This window comes from Paracoccus tibetensis, from assembly GCF_900102505.1.
Lineage (GTDB): Bacteria > Pseudomonadota > Alphaproteobacteria > Rhodobacterales > Rhodobacteraceae > Paracoccus > Paracoccus tibetensis.
This window is the reverse complement of the sequence record NZ_FMVT01000016.1, coordinates 1-18,388: the sequence shown is the minus strand read 5'-3', so window position 1 is coordinate 18,388 and position 18,388 is coordinate 1. Positions and strand designations below refer to the sequence as shown.

At 66.3% G+C, this 18,388-nt stretch carries 18 protein-coding genes and 1 pseudogene; 13 read left to right on the top strand and 6 right to left on the bottom strand.

Translation table 11 applies throughout. The features are described from left to right. Positions 1-41: 41 nt before the first annotated feature. The 4 genes from BLP73_RS17025 to BLP73_RS17010 all read right to left on the bottom strand — a co-directional run bounded on the left by BLP73_RS17025 (position 42) and on the right by BLP73_RS17010 (position 4,675). A complete protein-coding gene (locus BLP73_RS17025; protein ID WP_090747595.1) occupies positions 42-287 on the bottom strand; it encodes an AEC family transporter in 246 nt (81 codons plus the stop codon). A 17-nt stretch (positions 288-304) separates the two neighbouring features. Further along, positions 305-1,210: a DMT family transporter gene (locus tag BLP73_RS17020; protein WP_217630717.1), complete on the bottom strand. Its 906-nt coding sequence runs from the start codon at positions 1,208-1,210 to the stop codon at positions 305-307. 84 nt (positions 1,211-1,294) lie between these two features. Then, entirely contained in the window at positions 1,295-2,569 is a 1,275-nt protein-coding gene (gene rhaI / locus BLP73_RS17015) for an L-rhamnose catabolism isomerase (protein WP_090747592.1), read from the bottom strand. 3 nt (positions 2,570-2,572) lie between these two features. Then, positions 2,573-4,675 (bottom strand): bifunctional rhamnulose-1-phosphate aldolase/short-chain dehydrogenase, encoded by a 2,103-nt coding sequence (locus BLP73_RS17010; RefSeq protein ID WP_090747589.1) that lies wholly within the window; start codon positions 4,673-4,675, stop codon positions 2,573-2,575. A gap of 184 nt (positions 4,676-4,859) precedes the next feature. Here BLP73_RS17010 and BLP73_RS17005 point away from each other — a divergent pair, with 184 nt between their 5' ends. The 7 genes from BLP73_RS17005 to BLP73_RS16975 are packed head-to-tail and all read left to right on the top strand — an operon-like array spanning position 4,860 to position 11,875. After that, on the top strand, positions 4,860-5,669 hold the full coding sequence (locus tag BLP73_RS17005) for a DeoR/GlpR family DNA-binding transcription regulator (protein ID WP_090747583.1): 810 nt from the start codon (positions 4,860-4,862) through the stop codon (positions 5,667-5,669). A gap of 29 nt (positions 5,670-5,698) precedes the next feature. Continuing rightward, positions 5,699-6,691 carry a rhamnose ABC transporter substrate-binding protein gene (gene rhaS / locus BLP73_RS17000; protein WP_090747580.1) on the top strand — a complete coding sequence of 331 codons (993 nt, stop codon included), beginning with the start codon at positions 5,699-5,701 and terminating at the stop codon, positions 6,689-6,691. Between the two features lie 55 nt (positions 6,692-6,746). Next, entirely contained in the window at positions 6,747-8,264 is a 1,518-nt protein-coding gene (locus BLP73_RS16995; protein WP_090747577.1) for a sugar ABC transporter ATP-binding protein, read from the top strand. Then, on the top strand, positions 8,261-9,232 hold the full coding sequence (locus tag BLP73_RS16990; protein ID WP_090747574.1) for an ABC transporter permease: 972 nt from the start codon (positions 8,261-8,263) through the stop codon (positions 9,230-9,232). The genes BLP73_RS16995 and BLP73_RS16990 overlap by 4 nt, the downstream gene beginning before the upstream one ends. Continuing rightward, entirely contained in the window at positions 9,229-10,218 is a 990-nt protein-coding gene (locus BLP73_RS16985) for an ABC transporter permease (protein WP_090747571.1), read from the top strand. Before BLP73_RS16990 ends, BLP73_RS16985 begins: the two co-directional genes overlap by 4 nt. Further along, positions 10,218-10,532 (top strand): L-rhamnose mutarotase, encoded by a 315-nt coding sequence (gene rhaM, locus BLP73_RS16980; RefSeq protein WP_090747568.1) that lies wholly within the window; start codon positions 10,218-10,220, stop codon positions 10,530-10,532. Before BLP73_RS16985 ends, rhaM begins: the two co-directional genes overlap by 1 nt. Next, a complete protein-coding gene (locus tag BLP73_RS16975; protein ID WP_090747565.1) occupies positions 10,529-11,875 on the top strand; it encodes an FGGY-family carbohydrate kinase in 1,347 nt (448 codons plus the stop codon). The genes rhaM and BLP73_RS16975 overlap by 4 nt, the downstream gene beginning before the upstream one ends. Here the strand turns inward: BLP73_RS16975 and kdgR are convergent. Continuing rightward, a complete protein-coding gene (gene kdgR, locus BLP73_RS16970) occupies positions 11,866-12,648 on the bottom strand; it encodes a DNA-binding transcriptional regulator KdgR (protein WP_090747562.1) in 783 nt (260 codons plus the stop codon). The genes BLP73_RS16975 and kdgR overlap by 10 nt on opposite strands. A 161-nt stretch (positions 12,649-12,809) precedes the next feature. Here kdgR and bglB point away from each other — a divergent pair, with 161 nt between their 5' ends. From bglB to BLP73_RS16940, 6 genes and pseudogenes are all read left to right on the top strand, one after another. Then, positions 12,810-13,928 carry a beta-galactosidase BglB gene (gene bglB / locus BLP73_RS16965; RefSeq protein WP_090747558.1) on the top strand — a complete coding sequence of 373 codons (1,119 nt, stop codon included), beginning with the start codon at positions 12,810-12,812 and terminating at the stop codon, positions 13,926-13,928. 28 nt (positions 13,929-13,956) lie between these two features. Then, a complete protein-coding gene (locus BLP73_RS16960; RefSeq protein ID WP_090747555.1) occupies positions 13,957-14,919 on the top strand; it encodes a TRAP transporter substrate-binding protein in 963 nt (320 codons plus the stop codon). After that, a complete protein-coding gene (locus BLP73_RS16955) occupies positions 14,919-15,431 on the top strand; it encodes a TRAP transporter small permease (protein WP_090747552.1) in 513 nt (170 codons plus the stop codon). Before BLP73_RS16960 ends, BLP73_RS16955 begins: the two co-directional genes overlap by 1 nt. 1 nt (position 15,432) lies before the next feature. Then, a complete protein-coding gene (locus BLP73_RS16950) occupies positions 15,433-16,731 on the top strand; it encodes a TRAP transporter large permease (RefSeq protein ID WP_090747549.1) in 1,299 nt (432 codons plus the stop codon). A 172-nt stretch (positions 16,732-16,903) separates the two neighbouring features. Beyond that, positions 16,904-17,581 carry a 5-dehydro-4-deoxy-D-glucuronate isomerase gene (gene kduI / locus BLP73_RS16945; protein ID WP_245686728.1) on the top strand — a complete coding sequence of 226 codons (678 nt, stop codon included), beginning with the start codon at positions 16,904-16,906 and terminating at the stop codon, positions 17,579-17,581. Then, positions 17,578-18,033 (top strand): annotated as a pseudogene (locus BLP73_RS16940) (SDR family NAD(P)-dependent oxidoreductase); the annotation flags it as partial. The gene kduI and the pseudogene BLP73_RS16940, both read left to right, overlap by 4 nt. A gap of 33 nt (positions 18,034-18,066) precedes the next feature. Here the strand turns inward: BLP73_RS16940 and BLP73_RS16935 are convergent. Next, positions 18,067-18,388 (bottom strand): integrase core domain-containing protein (locus BLP73_RS16935; protein WP_139166009.1); only part of this gene is annotated, 322 nt, incomplete at its 5' end.

The window sequence follows — 18,388 nt, the reverse complement described above, 5'->3', positions numbered from 1 at the left end:
GTTCAGCGGCAAGGTGCATGGCGGTGTGCTGCTAAACCGTCTCAACCTAGCAGAATTTGGTTGCGCCTGGTGATATGTAGTGACTCAAGGTGAACAAAGATTGGCAAGGGACCTCGATGACCGTGGACAGGGGCGCTTGCAAGGCTGCCGATCAGCAGGGCGGGAAACAGCAGCCAGTAGTTGATGCGCTCAGCCGCACCCCAGAACTCGGGCGAGGACCAGGCAAAGCGCGCAAGGATGAAGCCAAGGTAGATCAACCCGAAGATCGGCCAGATCGTAACCAGCATGACACGCCCTCGCCGGCTCAGGCCGAAGTGGTGCTGCGGCGGCTGCGGCGCTCGGCCATGACGGCCTGGAAGTTCGACATCAGGATTATCCCGCCGCCCAGGACCACCCACAGGTCGATCGCCTCGCCATAGAGCGAATATCCGACCACAGCCGCCATCGGCACCCTCAGGAAGTCGATGGGGATGAGGATCGAGGCGTCCAGCCGCTTCAGCGCCTGCGCCTGCGAATAATGCGCGGCAAGCGCGCCGATCCCCGCGACCAGCATCCAGGGGATCGAGGCGGCTTGCACCGGCTGCCAGTCCGTCACCGCAAAGGCCAGGCCGAGCGGCAGCTGGATCAGGATCATCCAGACGACAATGGCGCCGGGCGAGCAGTGTTGCGTCAGCCGCTTCACCAGGATCAGCGACATCCCATATGCGGCCGCGGCGGCAAGCACCAGCAACGCCGCCGGATCGACCATGCCGACGCCGGGGCGGACGATGACCATGACGCCGATGAACCCGCCGACCGTCGCCAGCAGGCGCGGCCGGCTCAGCCGTTCGCGCAGCAGCAGCCAGGCGAACAGCGTCACCCAGATCGGCATGGTGAATTCCAGCGCAAAGACCGAGGCGAGCGGCAGCAGCACGATGCCGATGGTCCAAAGATACTGGCCGGTGAAGTGGATGACGTTGCGCAGCAGGTGCAGGCGCAGCTGCGCCATGCGCCGGACCTCGGGAAAGAGCGCGCGACCGACGGCGAGGATGACCAGCAGCCCAACCAGCGCGCGGAAGAACAGGACCTGCCGGATTGACATGGTAGCCGCCATCTCACGCGAGCCGACGGACATGCCGATGAAACTGCACATGCTCAGCGCCATCCAGGCGAGGCCCGGCCCGAACTGCGCGACAGGGGGAATGATGGCGGAAGGGGCGCTGAGGCTCATGGCGGTGCTCTTTGTGAGGGGATGTGCCGGCGCTGCCGGCATTTCACCATGTGGCATCGAAGTAAAGCTGCCCCCGCTGATGCCTCAGACGATCCCGCCGCCGCCCGCCGCCACGGCTGGCCGCGTCTTTGCCGCGCCCGCACGCCAGCCCGAGGAACGATATGCTGCCACCGGATCGATCGCCGCCCCCTTACGAAGCCGCCCCATCTGCAGGATCGGGTCAACATCCGTGCGGAAGGCCGCGCGCAGAGTGGCCGCGGCCATCAGCGCGTCGTTCTCGGTCCGGTAGCCCTCTAGCGCGACACGATCCACAAGCGAGGCCTGCACGAAGGCGCGCTGGATCTCGATGGCCGAGACGATCAGGCTCTCGATCGGGTCGGTGACGTTGTGGCTCTGGTCGATCATGTGCGACAGGTTCAGGCCGGGCATGTCCTCGAGTTCCACCAGCTCGTTCCAGACCAGGAACAGGCGGAACGGGTCGATGGTGCCGCTGTCCAGATCATCGTCGCCATACTTGCTGTCGTTGAAGTGGAACCCGCCTAGCTTGCCCGCGCGGATGAGGCGCGACACGATCATCTCGATGTTCACGTTCGGCGCGTGGTGGCCGAGGTCCACGAGGCATTGCGCCTTGGGCCCAAGCTCCTGCGCCGTAATCAGGCTTGTGCCCCAGTCCTGAACGACCGTCGAGTAGAACGCGGGCTCATAGATCTTGTGCTCAGAGAAGAGGCGCCAGTCGTCCGGCAGCCCGGCATAGACTTGGCCCATCGCCTCCATGTAGCGGTCGAACTGGCGCGAGAGCGAGGTCTGGCCGGGGAAGTTCGACCCGTCCCCGATCCAAACACTCAGCGCGGTTGAGCCGATCTGCTGGCCGATCTCAATGCATTCGAGATTATGCTCGACCGCCTGCCGGCGCGTCGCGGCGTCCGTGTGGGACAATGAGCCGAACTTATAGCTGTGCGCCTGGTCCGGCTGGTCTTGGAAGGTGTTCGAGTTCATGGCGTCGAAGCCAAGCCCCACCTCCTCGGCCTTCTCGCGCAGGAGGGCGGGGTCCTCCTTGTCCCAAGGGATGTGCAGGCTGACGCGGGGCGTGGCGGCGGTCAGGGCGTGGATCACGCCGCAATCGTCCAGCTTGTCCATTATCCCGCGCGGCTCGCCCTTGCCGGGGAAGCGCGCGAAGCGCGTCCCGCCGGTGCCGGTGCCCCAGCTGGGGACTGCGACGTCGAAACCAGCGGCGCGGGTTGTCAGCGCCTCGATATCCACGCCGCGGCGGGCGAGACGGGTGCCGAGCGCGTCGTAGTCGGCCTCAAGGTCAGCGTGGCGCGAGGCATTCTGCGCCTCGATTAGGTGCTTGTCGATCATGGCTTACCTCGTGAAGGCCTGGACGTTGCCGGCGTCCACGTTGAGGATGTTGCCGGTCGATTTGGCCGAAAGGTCCGAAGCGAAGAAGTACGCGCCCTCGGCAATGTCCTCGGGCAGGACCGAGCGTTTCAGCATCGAGCGGTTGCGATACATCTCCTCCAGCCCGTCCTTGTCGGTGCCATACGTGCTGGCGCGCTGGTCCAGCCACTCTCCCTCCCAGATCCGCGAGCCGCGCAGGACCGCGTCGGGGTTCACAACGTTGACCCGGATGCCGGCTTCCGCCCCTTCCAGCGCCAAGCAACGGGCCAGATGGATCTCGGCCGCCTTCGCGGTGCAGTAGGCGCTGGCGTTCGGGCTGGCGGCGAGGCCGTTCTTCGAGGCGATGAAGATCACTGACCCACCTATGTCTTGCGCGCGGAAGGTCTTGAACGCCTCGCGGCTAACCAGGAAGTAGCCGGTCGACAGGATGTCCATGTTCTTGTTCCAGAGCGCCAGCGAGGTCTCCTCGATAGGTGCCGAGGACGCGATGCCGGCGTTCGACACCAGGATGTCGATCCCACCGAACTCTACCGCCATCTCGGCATAGGCGCGGGCGACCTGAGTCTCGTCGGTGACGTTCATCTGCACGCTGCGCACCAAGTCGCCGCCGAAGCTGGCCGCCAGCCCCTCATGCGCGGTCTTCAAGGCGGCCCTGTCGATGTCGGCCAACATGACGCATGCGCCTTCGCGCAGGAAGCGCTCGGCCGTCGCCGCACCGATGCCGCCCGCGCCGCCGGTGACCAGCGCCACTCGTCCGGCCAGCGACTTGGGCTTCGGCATCCGCTGCAGCTTCGCCTCTTCCAGCAGCCAGTACTCGATGTCGAAAGCCTCCTGCTCGGGCAGGCCCTGATAGGTGCTGACGGCGCTGGCGCCGCGCATCACATTAATCGCATTGACGTAGAATTCGCCCGAGATGCGGGCGGTGGCCTTGTCGAGGGCGAAGGTCAGCATGCCGACGCCGGGAACCAGGTAAACCACCGCATTCGGATCGCGCAGTGCCGGGCTGTTGGGGTGCTTGCAGCGATCGTAGTAGGCGGCGTAATCGTCACGATAGGCGGCGACGGCATCGCCCAGCCCGGCAATGGTGGCATCAAGATCCGGGTTCGCCGGGTCGAAGTCGATCACCAGCGGGCGGATCTTGGTGCGCAGGAAGTGGTCGGGGCAGGAGGTGCCCATCGGCGCCAGCGTCTCCAGCGCGTTCGAGCCGACGAACTCCAGCACGGCCGGCTGGTCGTCGAAATGGCCGACCTTGTGGCGGTCCTTCGAGATGAGGCCTCGGATCACCGGCATCAGCCGGGCCGCGATGTCGCGGCGCTGCGACGCGTCCAGCGTAGGCACCTTGGCGCCGCCAAAGGCCGGCTCGCCGGCGGTGCGATCCTCCAGCCAGGCGGCGGCTTTGTTGATGATCTCCAGCGTCGTCAGGTAGCAGTCCTTGGCGTCATCCGCCCAAGTGAAGAGGCCGTGGCTTTCCAGCACCGCACCGCGCATGCCGGGGTTTTCGGTCGCCAGCTTTTCCAGCCAGAGGCCTAGCTCGTAGCCCGGCTTCTTCCACGGCAGCCAGCCGATCTCGCCGCCGAAGATCTCGGCTGTCAGCTCTTTCGAATTGACCGAGGCGGCGATGGCAATGATTGCGTCGGAATGGACGTGATCGACATGGCGGCGCGGCACGTAGGCGTGCAGCGGCGTGTCGATGCTGGCCGCGCGCGGGTTCAGCGCGAAGGTGCAATGGGGCAGGTAACCGACCATCTCGTCTTCATGGGCCAGCCCGCGATACTTGCCCTTCAGCGCGCGCAGCTTGTCCATGTAGAGCGTCGAGAAGCCGTCCATCTTCATGGACCCAATATCGCCGCCCGAGCCTTTAACCCACAGCACCTCGAGCTGCTCGCCGGTCAGCGGGTCCGCCTGCATCACCTTGGCCGAGGTGTTGCCGCCGCCATAGTTGGTCACGCGCTTGTCGGACCCCAGAAGGTTCGAGCGGTAGAGCAGCTTTTCAGGCTCGGTCATGGACGCGGTCCTGGCATCGTCCCACAGGTTCTCGAGCCGCTGGCGGGCGAGGGTCTCGGTCATAGAATCCTCCCGATTCGAGCGGCGCATGCCGCCTCTGTCGCTTTTCCGTTAGCGGGTGGGCGCGCGCCAAGTCAATCACTTTCGATCAGCTTCAATCATTATGCAGGTGCATAAAGCGTTTCTGCGCGCGAAAATGATTGACAATGCGCGGGAGTGATGGAAACTGCTGGCAAGGGGAGACACCATGCTGGAAACAGAGCGTCATCGCATCATCCTGTCGGCGGTCCAGGAGCGGCCCGTCGTCAGCGTGGCCGATCTCTGCGCCCTGACCGGCGTTTCCGAGGCAACGGTGCGCCGTGACATCGCCCAGCTGCACCTGACCAAGAAGCTTCGCCGCGTACGGGGCGGGGCCGAGGCGGTCCACCCGCCGCAATTCGTCGGCATCAACGCCCGCCCCTTCGCTGTCAACGAAACGATCAATATCGCGCAGAAGCGTGCAATCGCGCAGGCGGCGGTCGATCTGTGCGAGGATGGCGACGCGATCATCATCAACGGCGGGACGACCACCTTCCAGATGGTCCACCCGCTGACGACGAAGCGGCTGCAGGTCTTCACCAACAGCTTCCCGATTGCCGAGCATTTGCTGAAGCAGTCGAAGAACACCGTCCTGCTGCCCGCCGGCGCGATCTATCGCGAGCAGAACATCATCCTGTCACCCTTCGACGCCGACGGCAGCAGCCATTTTTACGCCAAGCGCATGTTCATGGGCTGCCGCGGCCTCGGCCCCCTTGGCCTGATGGAGGGCGATCCGTTGCTGGTGCAGGCCGAGCAGAAGCTGATCGGGCAGGCGGATGAGCTGGTGGTCCTGGCCGACAGCTCGAAGTTCGGCCAGCGCTCCAGCCTGTTGCTGTGCTCGCTTGCCCGCATCCATACCGTCATCACCGATGACGGCATCGACGATCGCGCCGCCGCGATGCTGCAGGCGGCCGAGATCCGGCTGATCGTGGCGCCCGTCGCCGCACCGGCCAGAAAGAGCCGCGCGCAGGAGGAATGACGCGCGGCACCGCTCATAGGGGAGGAAAGATGAGCATGTTGAGAAAGATCCTGACGACGGCCGCAATGGCTTCGGCGCTTATGGCCGGCGCCGCGCAGGCGGAGCCCATGCGGATTGCCCTTGTCGCCAAGGCGCTCGGCATCGGCTTCTTCGAAGCCGCCAACAAGGGCGCCGAGGAAGCCGCGGCCGAGCTGGGCGATGTCGAGATCATCTATACCGGCCCGACCGACACCACGGCCGAGGGCCAGATCGAGGTGCTGAACAGCCTGATCGCGCAGCGCGTAGACGCCATCGCGGTCAGCGCCAACGACACCGACGCGCTGGTGCCGACCCTGAAGCGCGCAATGGAGCGGGGCATCACGGTCATCAGCTGGGACAGCGGCGTGGCACCTGAGGGCCGCGAGATGCACCTGAACCCGTCCTCGGCCCCGCTGATCGGCAACACGATCATCAAGCTGGCGGCGGACCACCTGCCGGACGGCGGGCAGGTCGCGGTGCTGTCGGCGACCTCGACCTCGACCAACCAGAACGTCTGGATCGAGGAAATGCAGAAGGTCATGGGCGATTACCCGAACATCGAGGTCGTCGCGACGGTCTATGGCGACGACCTGGCCGACAAGTCCTATCGCGAGGCGCAGGGTCTGATGCAGAGCCACCCGGACCTCGACGCGATCATCGCGCCGACCAGCGTGGGCATCGTGGCGGCCGCGCAGGCCGTGACGGATGCCGGCAAGGTGGGCGAGGTGAACGTGACCGGCCTGGGGCTGCCCTCCGAGATGGCGGGGCATGTGAAATCGGGCGCATCGCAGAGCTTCGCGATCTGGAACCCGATCGATCTGGGCTACTCCGCCACGATGATCGCCTATCATCTGGCGAAGGACGAGGCGACGGCCGAACCGGGCGCGACCATCTCGATCGGCCGCATGGGCGAGGTGACGCTGGACGAGAACGGCGAGGCCGCGATGGCCGACCCCTTCACCTATGACGCCAGCAACATCGACGAGTTCAGCTCGATCTTCTGATCGCTGATCCCCGGCGCGTCCTCGCGTGCCGGGGCCTTTGCGCAGGACATATCCCATGCAGGCTGAACCCACGGCGCCCGTGCTGTCCTTGCGCGGCATCGTCAAGACATTCCCGGGTGTCAAGGCGCTGGACGGCGTCCGGCTGGACCTGTTCCCCGGCCAGGTCACCGCGCTGATCGGCGAGAACGGCGCCGGCAAGTCGACTATCGTGAAGGTCCTGACCGGCATCTACCAGCCGGACGAGGGGCAGATCATGCTGGACGGCCGCCCCGTCAGCTTCCCGGGCGCGCAATCGGCGCAGAAGGCCGGCGTCACCGCGATCCACCAGGAAACGGTGCTCTTCGACGAGCTGACCGTGGCCGAGAACATCTTCATCGGCCACGCGCCCCGCACTCGGTGGGGCCTGATCGACCGCCGCGCGATGCGGGCCCGTGCCGCCGAGATCCTGCGCAGCATCGGCGCCTCGATCTCGCCCGCCGCGCGCCTGCGCGATCTGGGCATCGCCAGCCGGCACCTCGTCGCCATCGCCCGCGCGCTGTCGGTGGACGCCCGGGTCGTCATCATGGACGAGCCGACCGCCGCCCTGTCGCACAAGGAAATCGCCGAGCTTTATGAGCTGGTCGAGACGCTGAAGCGGCAAGGCAAGGCCATCCTCTTCATCAGCCACAAGTTCGACGAGATCTTCCGCATCGCCGACCGCTGGACCGTCTTCCGCGACGGCGCGTTTGTCGGCGAGGGCGCGATGGCCGGCACCTCCGAGGCCGAGCTGGTTCGCCTGATGGTCGGGCGCAGCGTCGACCAGATCTATCCCAAGCGCCCGGCGACGATCGGCGCGCCGGTCCTGACGATCGCCGGCTACAGCCACCCCACCGAGTTCGAGGACATCACCTTCACCCTCCACGCTGGCGAGATCCTGGGCTTCTACGGTCTGGTCGGGGCCGGCCGGTCTGAGGTGATGCAGTCGCTGTTCGGCATCACCCGTCCGTCCAAAGGCGCCTGCAGGATCGAGGGCCAAGTGCGCGTACTGCGCACGACCGCGCAGGCGGTGGATGCGGGCATCGTCTATGTCCCCGAGGATCGCGGCGCGCAGGGCGCCGTCAAGGGCTTGCCGATCTTCCAGAACGTCACGCTGCCTTCGCTGCCGCGCACCAGCCGCGCCGGCTTCCTGCGGCTGGCTGAGGAGTTCAAGCTGGCGCGTGAGTATACGCAGCGGCTGGACCTCAGGGCGGCGAGCCTCGATCAGAACATCGCGCTTCTGTCGGGGGGCAACCAGCAGAAGGTCGTCATCGCCAAGTGGCTGGCAACGAAGCCGCGGGTGATCATCCTGGACGAGCCGACCAAGGGCATCGACATCGGCTCAAAGGCCGCGGTCCATGACTTCATGTCCGAACTGGCCGGGCAAGGGCTGGCCGTGATCATGGTCAGCAGCGAAATCCCCGAGGTTCTGGGCATGTCCGACCGCGTCATCGTCATGCGCGAAGGGCGCCTGGCCGGCGAGTTCACCGGCGCCGCTATGACGCCCGAGAACCTCGTCCGCGCCGCCGTCGGCATCAGCCAGCAGGAGGCCGCATGACCATCCTCAAGTCGCGCGAGGCGATTCTCGCGCTCGCCATTCTGGCCCTGCTGGCCGTCATCGCCAGCCGCTTCCCCGCCTTCGTGACGCCCGGAAATCTTGCGCGCGTGCTGACCGACACCTCGCCCCTGATCCTTCTGGCGCTTGGGCAGATGACGGTGATCCTGACCAAGTGCATCGACCTGTCGGTGGCCGCGAACCTTGCGCTCTGCGGCATGGTCGCGGCGCTGATGGACGGGATGGGTGTGCCGCTGGCGGTGATCCTGCCGGCCGTCATCGTCATGGGCGCGGCCCTTGGCGCGGTGAACGGGCTTCTGGTCTGGAAGCTCGGCATCCCGTCGATCGTTGTGACGCTTGGCACGATGACGATCTATCGCGGCACGATCTTCCTCTTGACGAACGGAGCCTGGATCAACGCCCACCAGCTGAGCGATCCCTTTAAGGCGCTGCCGCGCATGGTCGTCCTGGGCCTGCCCATCATGGCCTGGATCGCCGTTGCCGCCGTGGCGCTGCTCGGACTGGCGGTCGCGCGGCTGCCGCTTGGCCGTGCGCTTTATGCGGTCGGCGGCAATCCTCATGCGGCGGGCTATGCCGGCATCTCGGTCGGGCGCACGCAGTTCGCGGCCTTCGTGCTGGCCGGCGCCTTGGCCGGGCTGACTGGATATCTGTGGATTGCGCGGTATGCTGTCGCCTATGTCGACATCGCCCGCGGGTTCGAGCTAGACGTAGTCGCCGCCTGCGTCATCGGCGGCATTGCTATCGCGGGCGGCGCGGGCACTGTCGGCGGCGCAGTCATGGGTGCGCTGTTCCTAGGGATTATCAAGAACGCGCTGCCGGTCGTCGGCATCTCGCCTTTCTGGCAGATGGCAATCTCGGGCAGCGCCATCCTGATTGCCATCGCCGTGAACACGCTTGGCCGGCGGGACCCGGGGCGCATCATCCTTAAGCAAGCCGAGGCGCGGACATGACCACGACCACAGCACCCCGCCAGATCCCCAACCGCCTGACCAGCCCTGCCGCCCGCGCCCTGAAAAGCTGGGAGAGCCTGCTGCTGGTCGTCGCCGTCGCAATCTTCCTGATGAACGCAATGGCCTCGCCCTATTTCCTCGACCCGTGGAACCTCAGCGACGCCAGCTTCAACTTTACCGAAGAGGCGATGATCGCCTTCGCCATGGCGATGCTGATCGTCGCAGGAGAAATAGATCTGTCCGTCGGCGCGATCATCGCGCTGGCCTCGACCGCGATGGGCATGGCGATGAGCCTTGGCGCCGGCACGCCGCTGATCGTGCTGGTGGGCCTTGGCACCGGCCTTCTCTGCGGCGCGTTCAACGGCGCGCTGGTGGCGGGGCTGGGGCTGCCCTCCATCGTGGTGACCATCGGCACGATGAGCCTCTTCCGCGGGATCAGCTACATCGTCCTGGGCGACGCGGCCTTCACCGGATACCCGGCCAGCTTCGCCTGGTTCGGGCAGGGCTATGTCTTCTGGGTCATCACGGTCGAGCTGGTGATCTTTACCATCGCCGCGCTGGTCTTCGGAACGCTGCTGCACCGCACCAGCTTCGGCCGAATCGTCTATGCCATTGGTAACAACGCGACCGCCGCGCGCTTTTCCGGCATCCGCGTGGACCGCATCCGCTTCATCCTGTTCCTGCTGACTGGCCTGATGAGCGGTGTTGCGGCGGTCTGCCTGACCTCGCGCCTCGGCTCGACCCGCCCCTCGATTGCGACAGGATTCGAGCTGGAGGTGGTGACCATCGTCGTTCTGGGCGGGGTCAGCATCCTCGGCGGCTCGGGCACCATCCTTGGAGTCGTGCTGGCGGCCATTGTGATGGGGCTGGTGACGTTTGGCCTCGGGCTTCTGAACGTGCCGGGGATCGTGATGTCCATCGTCGTGGGCGCGCTGCTGATCGGCGTGATCGCCGTGCCGCGCCTGATTTTCAAGCTGAGGACCTGATGCCCCGCTACGCCTTCCGCATGATGCTGAACCCCGGTGCCGCCGACGAATACCGCCGACGCCACGATGAGATCTGGCCCGAGCTGGTGGAGTTGCTGCGCGCCGCCGGGGTCAGCGACTACTCGATCCACCTGGACCCGGAAACGAACGCCCTCTTCGGCATGCTCACGCGCCCCGAGGATCACGGAATGGACGATCTGCCCGCGCATCCGGTGATGCAGCGCTGGTGGGCGCATATGGCCGACCTGATGCTGACGCATGGGGACAGTGAGCCGGTCGCAGTGCCGCTGGTTCAGATGTTCCACCTGCCATGAGGCGCATCGCCGTTCTGGACGTCGGCAAGACCAACGGCAAGCTTGCGCTGGTCGATGGCGAGACGCTTGCCGAGATCGCCGTTCTGACCCGCCCGAACCGCGTCCTGCCGGGCCCGCCCTGGCCGCATATGGACCTGGACGGGCACTGGACCTTTTTCCTGGACGGACTTCGGCAGATGCAGGAGGCGCATGGGATCGACGCCATCTCGGTGACGACGCATGGCGCGGCGGCGGTGCTGCTGGACGGGCAAGGCAGGTTGGCAGTGCCGATGCTGGACTACGAGCATCCGATCCCCGCAGATCCTGCCTATAACGCGCTGCGCTCTAGGTTTGCCATCACCGGCTCGCCGCGCCTGCCGGGCGGGCTGAACCTCGGCGCGCAGTTGCACTGGCTGATGGGCCGGCCGGAGGTGGCGGCGCGTGTCGCGCATGTCGTGACCTATCCGCAGTACTGGGGCTTTCGGCTGACGGGCGAGCTTGCAAGCGACATGACCTCGCTCGGCTGCCACACCGACCTGTGGGACCCGTGGCAGGGGCAGCTGTCACCGGTGGCAAAAGCGCTTGGACTGGAAAGTCGCATTGCTCCCGCCCGCCGCGCCGATGAGGTGCTGGGCGGCGTCACGCCAGAGGTTACGGCTGCGACGGGCATCCCCGCCGGCACGCCGGTGGCGGTGGGCATCCATGACAGCAATGCCTCGCTCTATCCGCATCTTCTCGGGCGCACGGGACCGTTTGCGGTTGTGTCGACGGGAACCTGGGTCGTCTGCATGGCGGTCGGCGGGCAGGCGGCCGCGCTTGACCCTGCGCGGGACGTGCTGGTGAACGTGAACGCGCTTGGCCAGCCGGTGCCCTCGGCTCGGTTCATGGGCGGGCGGGAATACGAGATCATTCGCGCGGGCAGCACAGCCGTGCCGGACGCTGCCGACCGGGCGGCGGTGCTGGGGCAGGGGGTGATGCTGTTGCCCTCGGTCCAATCCGGCTGCGGCCCATTTCCCGGCCGGCAGGCCAGCTGGACTGCCGAGCCTGCGACCGAGGGGCATCGGATGGCGGCGCTGGCGTGGTATCTGGCGCTGATGACGCGGATTTGCCTCGATCTGGCGGGCGCTGCGGGGCCGGTGATCGTCGAGGGGCCATTTGCCCGCAATCCCGACTATCTGGACATGCTGGCGGTGCTCAGCCCCGACGGTATTGCCACGGCCGCCTCGGCCACGGGAACCAGCACGGGGGCCGCTATGCTGTGCCTGCCCGATGCCCGCGCGCCCGAGACACGGCCTTGGCCGCGCCCGGAGGGCGAGGCGCTGGCAGTTTACGCGCGGGCCTGGTGGGCGGCGTGTCAGACGTAGCCAAGCGCGGCCGAGGCCGCGCGTCCGGCCTCGGTCAGGAGGCGCACATATTCCGCCTTGCGCGACTCGTCGAAGCGGACCAGCGGAAAGGCGATGCTGATCGCCGCCACCGACTTGCCCGCGTGATCCATCACCGGTGCGGCCATGCAGCGCACGCCGGCCTCGGACTCCTCTATTTCTTCGGCGTAGCCACGGGCGCGGGTGGCGGCCAGTTCCTCGCGCAGCGCGTCGCGATCGGTGATGGTGCGGGGCGCGAGTTTCTTCAGCTCCATCGCGGCGACGCGCTCCGTGATCTCGTCCTCGTCGCGAAACGCCAGCAGCGCCTTGCCGAGCGAGGTCGAGTGCAGCGGGTTCCGCTTGCCCAAGGTCGACTGCATCGACAGGTTATAGGCGCTGTCATACTTGTGGATATAGGCGACGCGCTGGTCGAAGTCGTCCATGACGCCCAGGTTGATCGACTCGCCCGTGGCGCGCGACAGCTTGCCCATCTCGCGGTCGCAGACCCGCAGCAGATCCTCCTGCCCGCGCAGGATGCGGGCGCCGAGGCCGAACAGTTTCAGCGTCAGGGCATATTTCTCTGTCTCGCGGTCCTGCTCGACATAGCCGAGGTCAAGCATCGTCTGCAAAAGCCGGTGCGCCGTCGTCTTCGAGGTCATCGCCCGCTGCGCGATCTCGGCCAAACTGGCCCGGCGCTCTTCAGCCAGCGACTCAAGAACCGCGAACACTTTCAGCACGGCGGCGGCATTCTCAGTCTTCTGCGGTCTTGGGGCCATTACGGTTCTTCTTATTTCGGAACACCGTTCTGAAAAACAAGGGATGCGGCGTCCTGTCAAGCAATTGCTGGTGCAGCGGTACGCATAATGGCAGTTGATTTGCGAAACGCGCTGTGCTTCTGTCAATTCCGGAACGACGTTCCGAAAATGGAGGAAGACTGATGCACCCGATTCTGCGGCAGAAGGACCGCTTCATCTCGCGCAGCGAAGCCGCGGGACTGATCGAGCGCCTGGCCGACAACCTGGTGAACATCACCGATGACACGGGCGAGTTCCTCTTGCGGCTGGAAGACGGGCGCGTGATCGACACCAAGGGCTGGGCCGGGTGGGAATGGACTCACGGCATCGGCCTCTACGGGCTGCTGCAATACGGACAGCTGACCGGCAGCGACAAGGCTGCCCGCATCATCCGGGACTGGTTCGACGCGCGGCTGGCCGAGGGCACGCCGACGAAGAACATCAACACCGTCGCCCCCTTCCTGACGCTGGCGCATCTCTACGAGCGTGACCGCAACCCGATGTGGCTGCCCTACCTCGACACCTGGGCCGAGTGGGTCATGCATGAGATGCCGCGCACCCACGAGGGCGGGTTGCAGCACATCGTCTATAACAGCGTGAACGACCAGCAGCTCTGGGACGACACGCTGATGATGTCGGTCATGCCGCTGGCGAAGATCGGCCTCGTGCTGAACCGGCCGCATTATGTCGAGGAAGCCAAGTACCAGTTCCTGCTGCACGCGCAGTATCTGGCGGACACGTCCAGCGGACTGTGGTTTCACGGCTGGACCTTCGACGGCAACCACAACTTCGCCCGCGCGCTCTGGGCGCGGGGCAACAGCTGGATCACCATCGTGATCCCCGAGTTCATCGAGCTGCTGAACCTGCCCGAGGGCGATCCGACCCGCCGCCACCTGCTGTCGCTGTTCCAGCGGCAGGCGCGCGCGCTGAGGGAGATGCAGGACGAAAGCGGCCTGTGGCACACGCTGCTGGACGACAGCGGCAGCTACCTCGAGGCATCCGCGACGGCGGGCTTTGCCTATGGCCTGCTGAAGGGCGTGCGCCGCCGCTACCTGCCCGCCGACTACGCCCCCGTCGCCGAGCGCGCCATCAAGGCCGTCATCGACAACATCAGCCCGGAGGGCGAGCTGCAGAACGTGTCCTTCGGCACCGCAATGGGCAGCGATCTCGACTATTACCGCCAGATCCCGCGGACCTCGATGCCCTATGGGCAGGCGATGGCGATGCTGGCCCTGGCTGAATACCTGCGCGGCTACATCTGACGCGCGATCTTTGAGGGAGGAGAGAAGAATGAACAAGACCCTGACCGCATTGGCGCTGATCATGGCCGCCGGCGCCGCCCAAGCCGAAACGCTGCGCTTCGGATATGCCCAGAACGCCACCCCCACCGTCGAGGCGATGGAGGAGTTCGCCCGCCTCGTCGAGGAGAAGACCGCCGGTGAAGTGACCGTGCAGTTCTTCCCCGACGGCCAGTTGGGCGGCGAGCGCGAGATGGTCGAGATGCTGCAGGGCGGCGCACTGGACATGACCAAGGTCTCGGGCGGGCTCTTGGAGAGCTTCGCCCCGGTCTATGGCGTCTTCCCGCTGCCCTTTCTCTTTGACGACCAGGACCACTTCTACCGCGCGATGGACGGCGCGGCGATCATGGACCCGATCTACCAGTCCACCGCCGATCTGGGCTTTGTCGGGCTCACCTACTACAATTCGGGCGCTCGGAACTTCTACACGGTGAACCGCCCGGTGCAGTCGGTCGAAGATCTCGCCGGCCTCAAGATCCGCGTGCTGCAAAGCCCGACCGCGATCCGCATGACCGAGCTGCTCGGCGCCACCCCCGTCGCGATGGGGCAAGCCGAGGTCTACACCTCGCTGCAGCAGGGCGTTCTGGACGGGGCCGAGAACAACGAGTTCGCGCTGACCATCGCCCGCCATGCCGAGGTCGCAAAGCATTACACGCTGGACGGCCACACGCGCATCCCCGACATCCTGCTGATCGGCACCGCCGCAATGGACCGCCTGTCCGAGGAACACCAGACCGCTGTCCGCGAGGCCGCCGCCGAGTCGACCGAGTTCCACAAGTCGGTCTGGGATGAAGCGGTCGAAGCCGCCGCCACCGAGGCCCGCGAGCAGTTCAACGTCGAGTTCCACGAGGTCGACGTTGCGCCCTTCCGCGACGCCGTGGCGCCGATCTATGATGAGCTGCCGGCCGAAAGCGCCGCCGTCGTCGAACAGATCCGCGGCGCCGAGGGGGCCTGATGGACCGGCTGCGGCGCATCCTTGACCTGGTGGTCGGCGGGCTGTGCTGCGGCCTTCTTCTGGTGCTGGTCGTCGTGCTGGCCTGGCAGGTCGTCAGCCGCTACGCGCTGAACGCCCCCTCCTCGGTGACCGAGGAGGTGCTGCGCTACGGCGTCATCTGGATGTCGATGCTGGGGGCCGCCTATGCCGTAGGGCAGGGCAGCCACCTGTCAATCGACATGCTGCGCGGTTGGCTCTCCCGCCGCTGGCAGCTGCGTCTGGAGGGGCTGGTGGTGTTGGCCTTTTCCATCTTCGCGGGGGTCGTGCTGATCTGGGGTGGCATGCGCGGCGTCCAGATTTCGGCCCGCCAGACCAGCGCGGTGCTGCGCATCCCGATGAGCTGGGTCTATGGGGCGCTACCCGTCAGCGGCGGGCTGATGCTGCTTTACGCGGGCCTGAACCTTGCCGATCTGCTGCGCGGCCGCAGCCACCATGTTCCCGCCGAGGACATGGCCGAACTTCCCGGAGAGTGACATGGCCGGAACCGCAAGCCTGATCCTGCTGGGCGTCTTCGGTGGCCTTGCCCTGCTCGGCATCCCGCTGGCGCTGGCGATCACCGCCGCCGCCATCGCCGCGCTCTTGCTGGTGCTGCCCTTCGACATGGCGCTGTTCACATCGGCGCAGAAGATGCTGGCCAGCCTCGACAGCTTCACGCTGCTGGCCGTGCCGTTCTTCATCCTGTCGGGCGTCATCATGAACTCGGGCGGCATTGCGGTGCGGCTGGTCGATTTCGCCAAGCTGCTGGCAGGCCGGGTGCCGGGCTCGCTGGCGCAAACGAACATCGCGGGTAACATGCTCTTCGGCGCGATCTCGGGCTCGGCCATCGCGGCCTCGACCTCGATCGGAGGGGTCATGGTGCCCATGCAGAAGCGCGAGGGCTACGATCCGGGCTTCGCCGCCGCCGTCAACATCGCCAGCGCGCCGACCGGCATGCTGATCCCGCCCTCGACCGCGTTCATCATCTACTCGCTGGTCGCCGGCGGTGCATCCATCGCGGCGCTGTTTCTGGCGGGCGCGGTGGCGGGCGTGCTGTGGGGGCTGGGGCTGATGGTAATGACCGGCCTCATCGCGCGCCGGCGCGGCTGGCGCGGCGATGCGAGGCCAACGATGCGCGACGCGGCCCAGGTCACGCTGCGGGCGCTGCCCAGCCTCATGCTGATCGTGCTGATCATCAGCGGCATCATGCTGGGCATCGTCACCGCGGTCGAGGCCTCGGGCATCGCCGTCATTTACACCATGCTGCTGGCCTTCGTGATCCACCGCACGGTGCCCTTGCGCGCCCTGCCGTCCTTCCTGATCGAGACGGTCCAGATGACCGGGACGATCATGTTGCTCCTGGCCGCATCCGCGGCGCTCAGCTTCGCAATGGCCTTCACGGGCATCCCTGCCGCTGTCAGCGCGCTGATCCTAGCGATTTCGGAGAATCCGCTGATCGTCCTTCTGATCATCAACATCCTGCTGCTGGTCGTCGGCTGCTTCATGGACATGGGTCCGGCGATCCTGATCTTCACCCCGATCCTTCTGCCCATCGCACGAGAGGTCGGCATGGACCCGGTACATTTCGGAGTGGTGATGGTCTTCAACCTCGCCATCGGGACGATCACGCCCCCCGTCGGGACCGGCCTCTTCGTCGGAGCGGGTGTGGCAAAGGTTCGCGTCGAAACAGCCATCCGCGCGCTCGGCCCATTTTACCTGCTTCTCTTCGCGGTGCTGCTGCTCGTGACCTATGTGCCATCGGTCGTCATGTGGCTGCCGCGTCTTGCCGGCCTCTGATCCGACCTCCTTTGAAAGGACCCCTGGTGACCCATGTCGAGACCCGCCACGCGATCCACCCGGACCACGCCAAGGGCATGGACACCGCCCAGCTGCGCCGGCATTTCCTGGTCGAGGGGCTGTTCGCAGACGGCAGATCCGCCTGACCTACAGCCACTACGACCGCTTCGTCGTGGGCGGCGCGGTGCCGGACGGGGGCAGCCTGACCCTCGACCAGATCGCCGAGACGAAGACGCCCTCCTTCCTCGACCGCCGCGAGATGGGGATCGTGAACATCGGCGGGCCCGGCCGGATCGAGGCCGCGGGCGAAGGCTGGGACCTGGCCGAGGGCGACGTCCTCTATCTCGGCATGGGCGCAGGGCCGGTCACCTTCTTGGGGCAGGGGCGGTTCTACCTCACCTCGGCCCCGGCGCACCGGGCGCTGCCGCACCGGCTGATCACCGTGGCCGAGGCCAAGCATGTCCACATGGGCGCGGTGGAAACCTCGAACAAGCGCACCATCAAGCAGTTCATCCACCCGCTGGTGATGGAGTCCTGCCAGCTGGTCCTCGGCTACACGACGCTGGAGGACGGCTCGGTCTGGAACACCATCCCCTCCCATGTCCACGACCGGCGGATGGAGGCCTATCTCTATCACGGCATGGCCCCCGAGGCGCGCGTCCTTCACCTGATGGGCGAGCCGCAGGAAACCCGCCACCTCTTCGTCGCCAACGAGCAGGCGGTGCTGTCGCCCTCTTGGTCGATCCATTCCGGCGCGGGGATCGGCGGCTACACCTTCATCTGGGCGATGGCCGGCGACAACGTGGACTACACGGACATGGACTTCATCCAGCCGGAGGACCTGCGGTGAGCCACTTCTCGCTGGAGGGCCGCACCGCGCTGGTCACCGGCGCCAATACCGGCATCGGCCAGGCCATCGCCGTGGCGCTGGCGCAGGCGGGGGCCGAGGTGATCGCCTCGGGCCGGCGCGACTGCCACGAGACGCTGGCGCTGATGGGCCAGGTTTCGAAAAAGACTGGCCGCTCGCTGCGTCTCGACTTCGCCGACCCGATGGCCGCGCGCGAGGTCTTCGCGAGCGAACGCATCGACATCCTGGTGAACAACGCCGGCATCATCCGCCGCGCCGACGCGGTGGACTTCTCCGAGGCCGATTGGGACGCGGTGATGGACACGAACCTCAAGGCGCTGTTCTTTACCTGCCAGGCCTTCGCCAAGGCGGCCCTGCCGCGCGGGATGGGCAAGATCGTCAACATCGCCTCGCTTCTGTCCTTCCAGGGCGGCATCCGCGTGCCGTCCTACACTGACCTGCCCCAATGAAGTGGTCCGGTTTCAGTCTTAGTGCATGAGGGGCCAAGGAGCTATGGTGGGGGTGGCCGGCGAAGCGGCTCCGGATGGCGGAGCCGGCCACTGCACGGCCTCCGGAGCCGGTGGCCGATAGCCTAAGGACGAATGTGGGCGCTTTGTGTTGTAGTGTTGGCGCCAGCCTTCGATGACGATCCTTGCCTCGGCCAGGCTGTAGAATATCTCGCCGTTCAAGAGCTCGTCCCTGAGCTTCGCATTGAAGCTCTCGCAGTAGCCGTTTTCCCAAGGGCTGCCCGGCTCGATGTAGGCCGTTCTGGCGCCGACGGCGGCGATCCATCCACGAACTGCTGTCGCT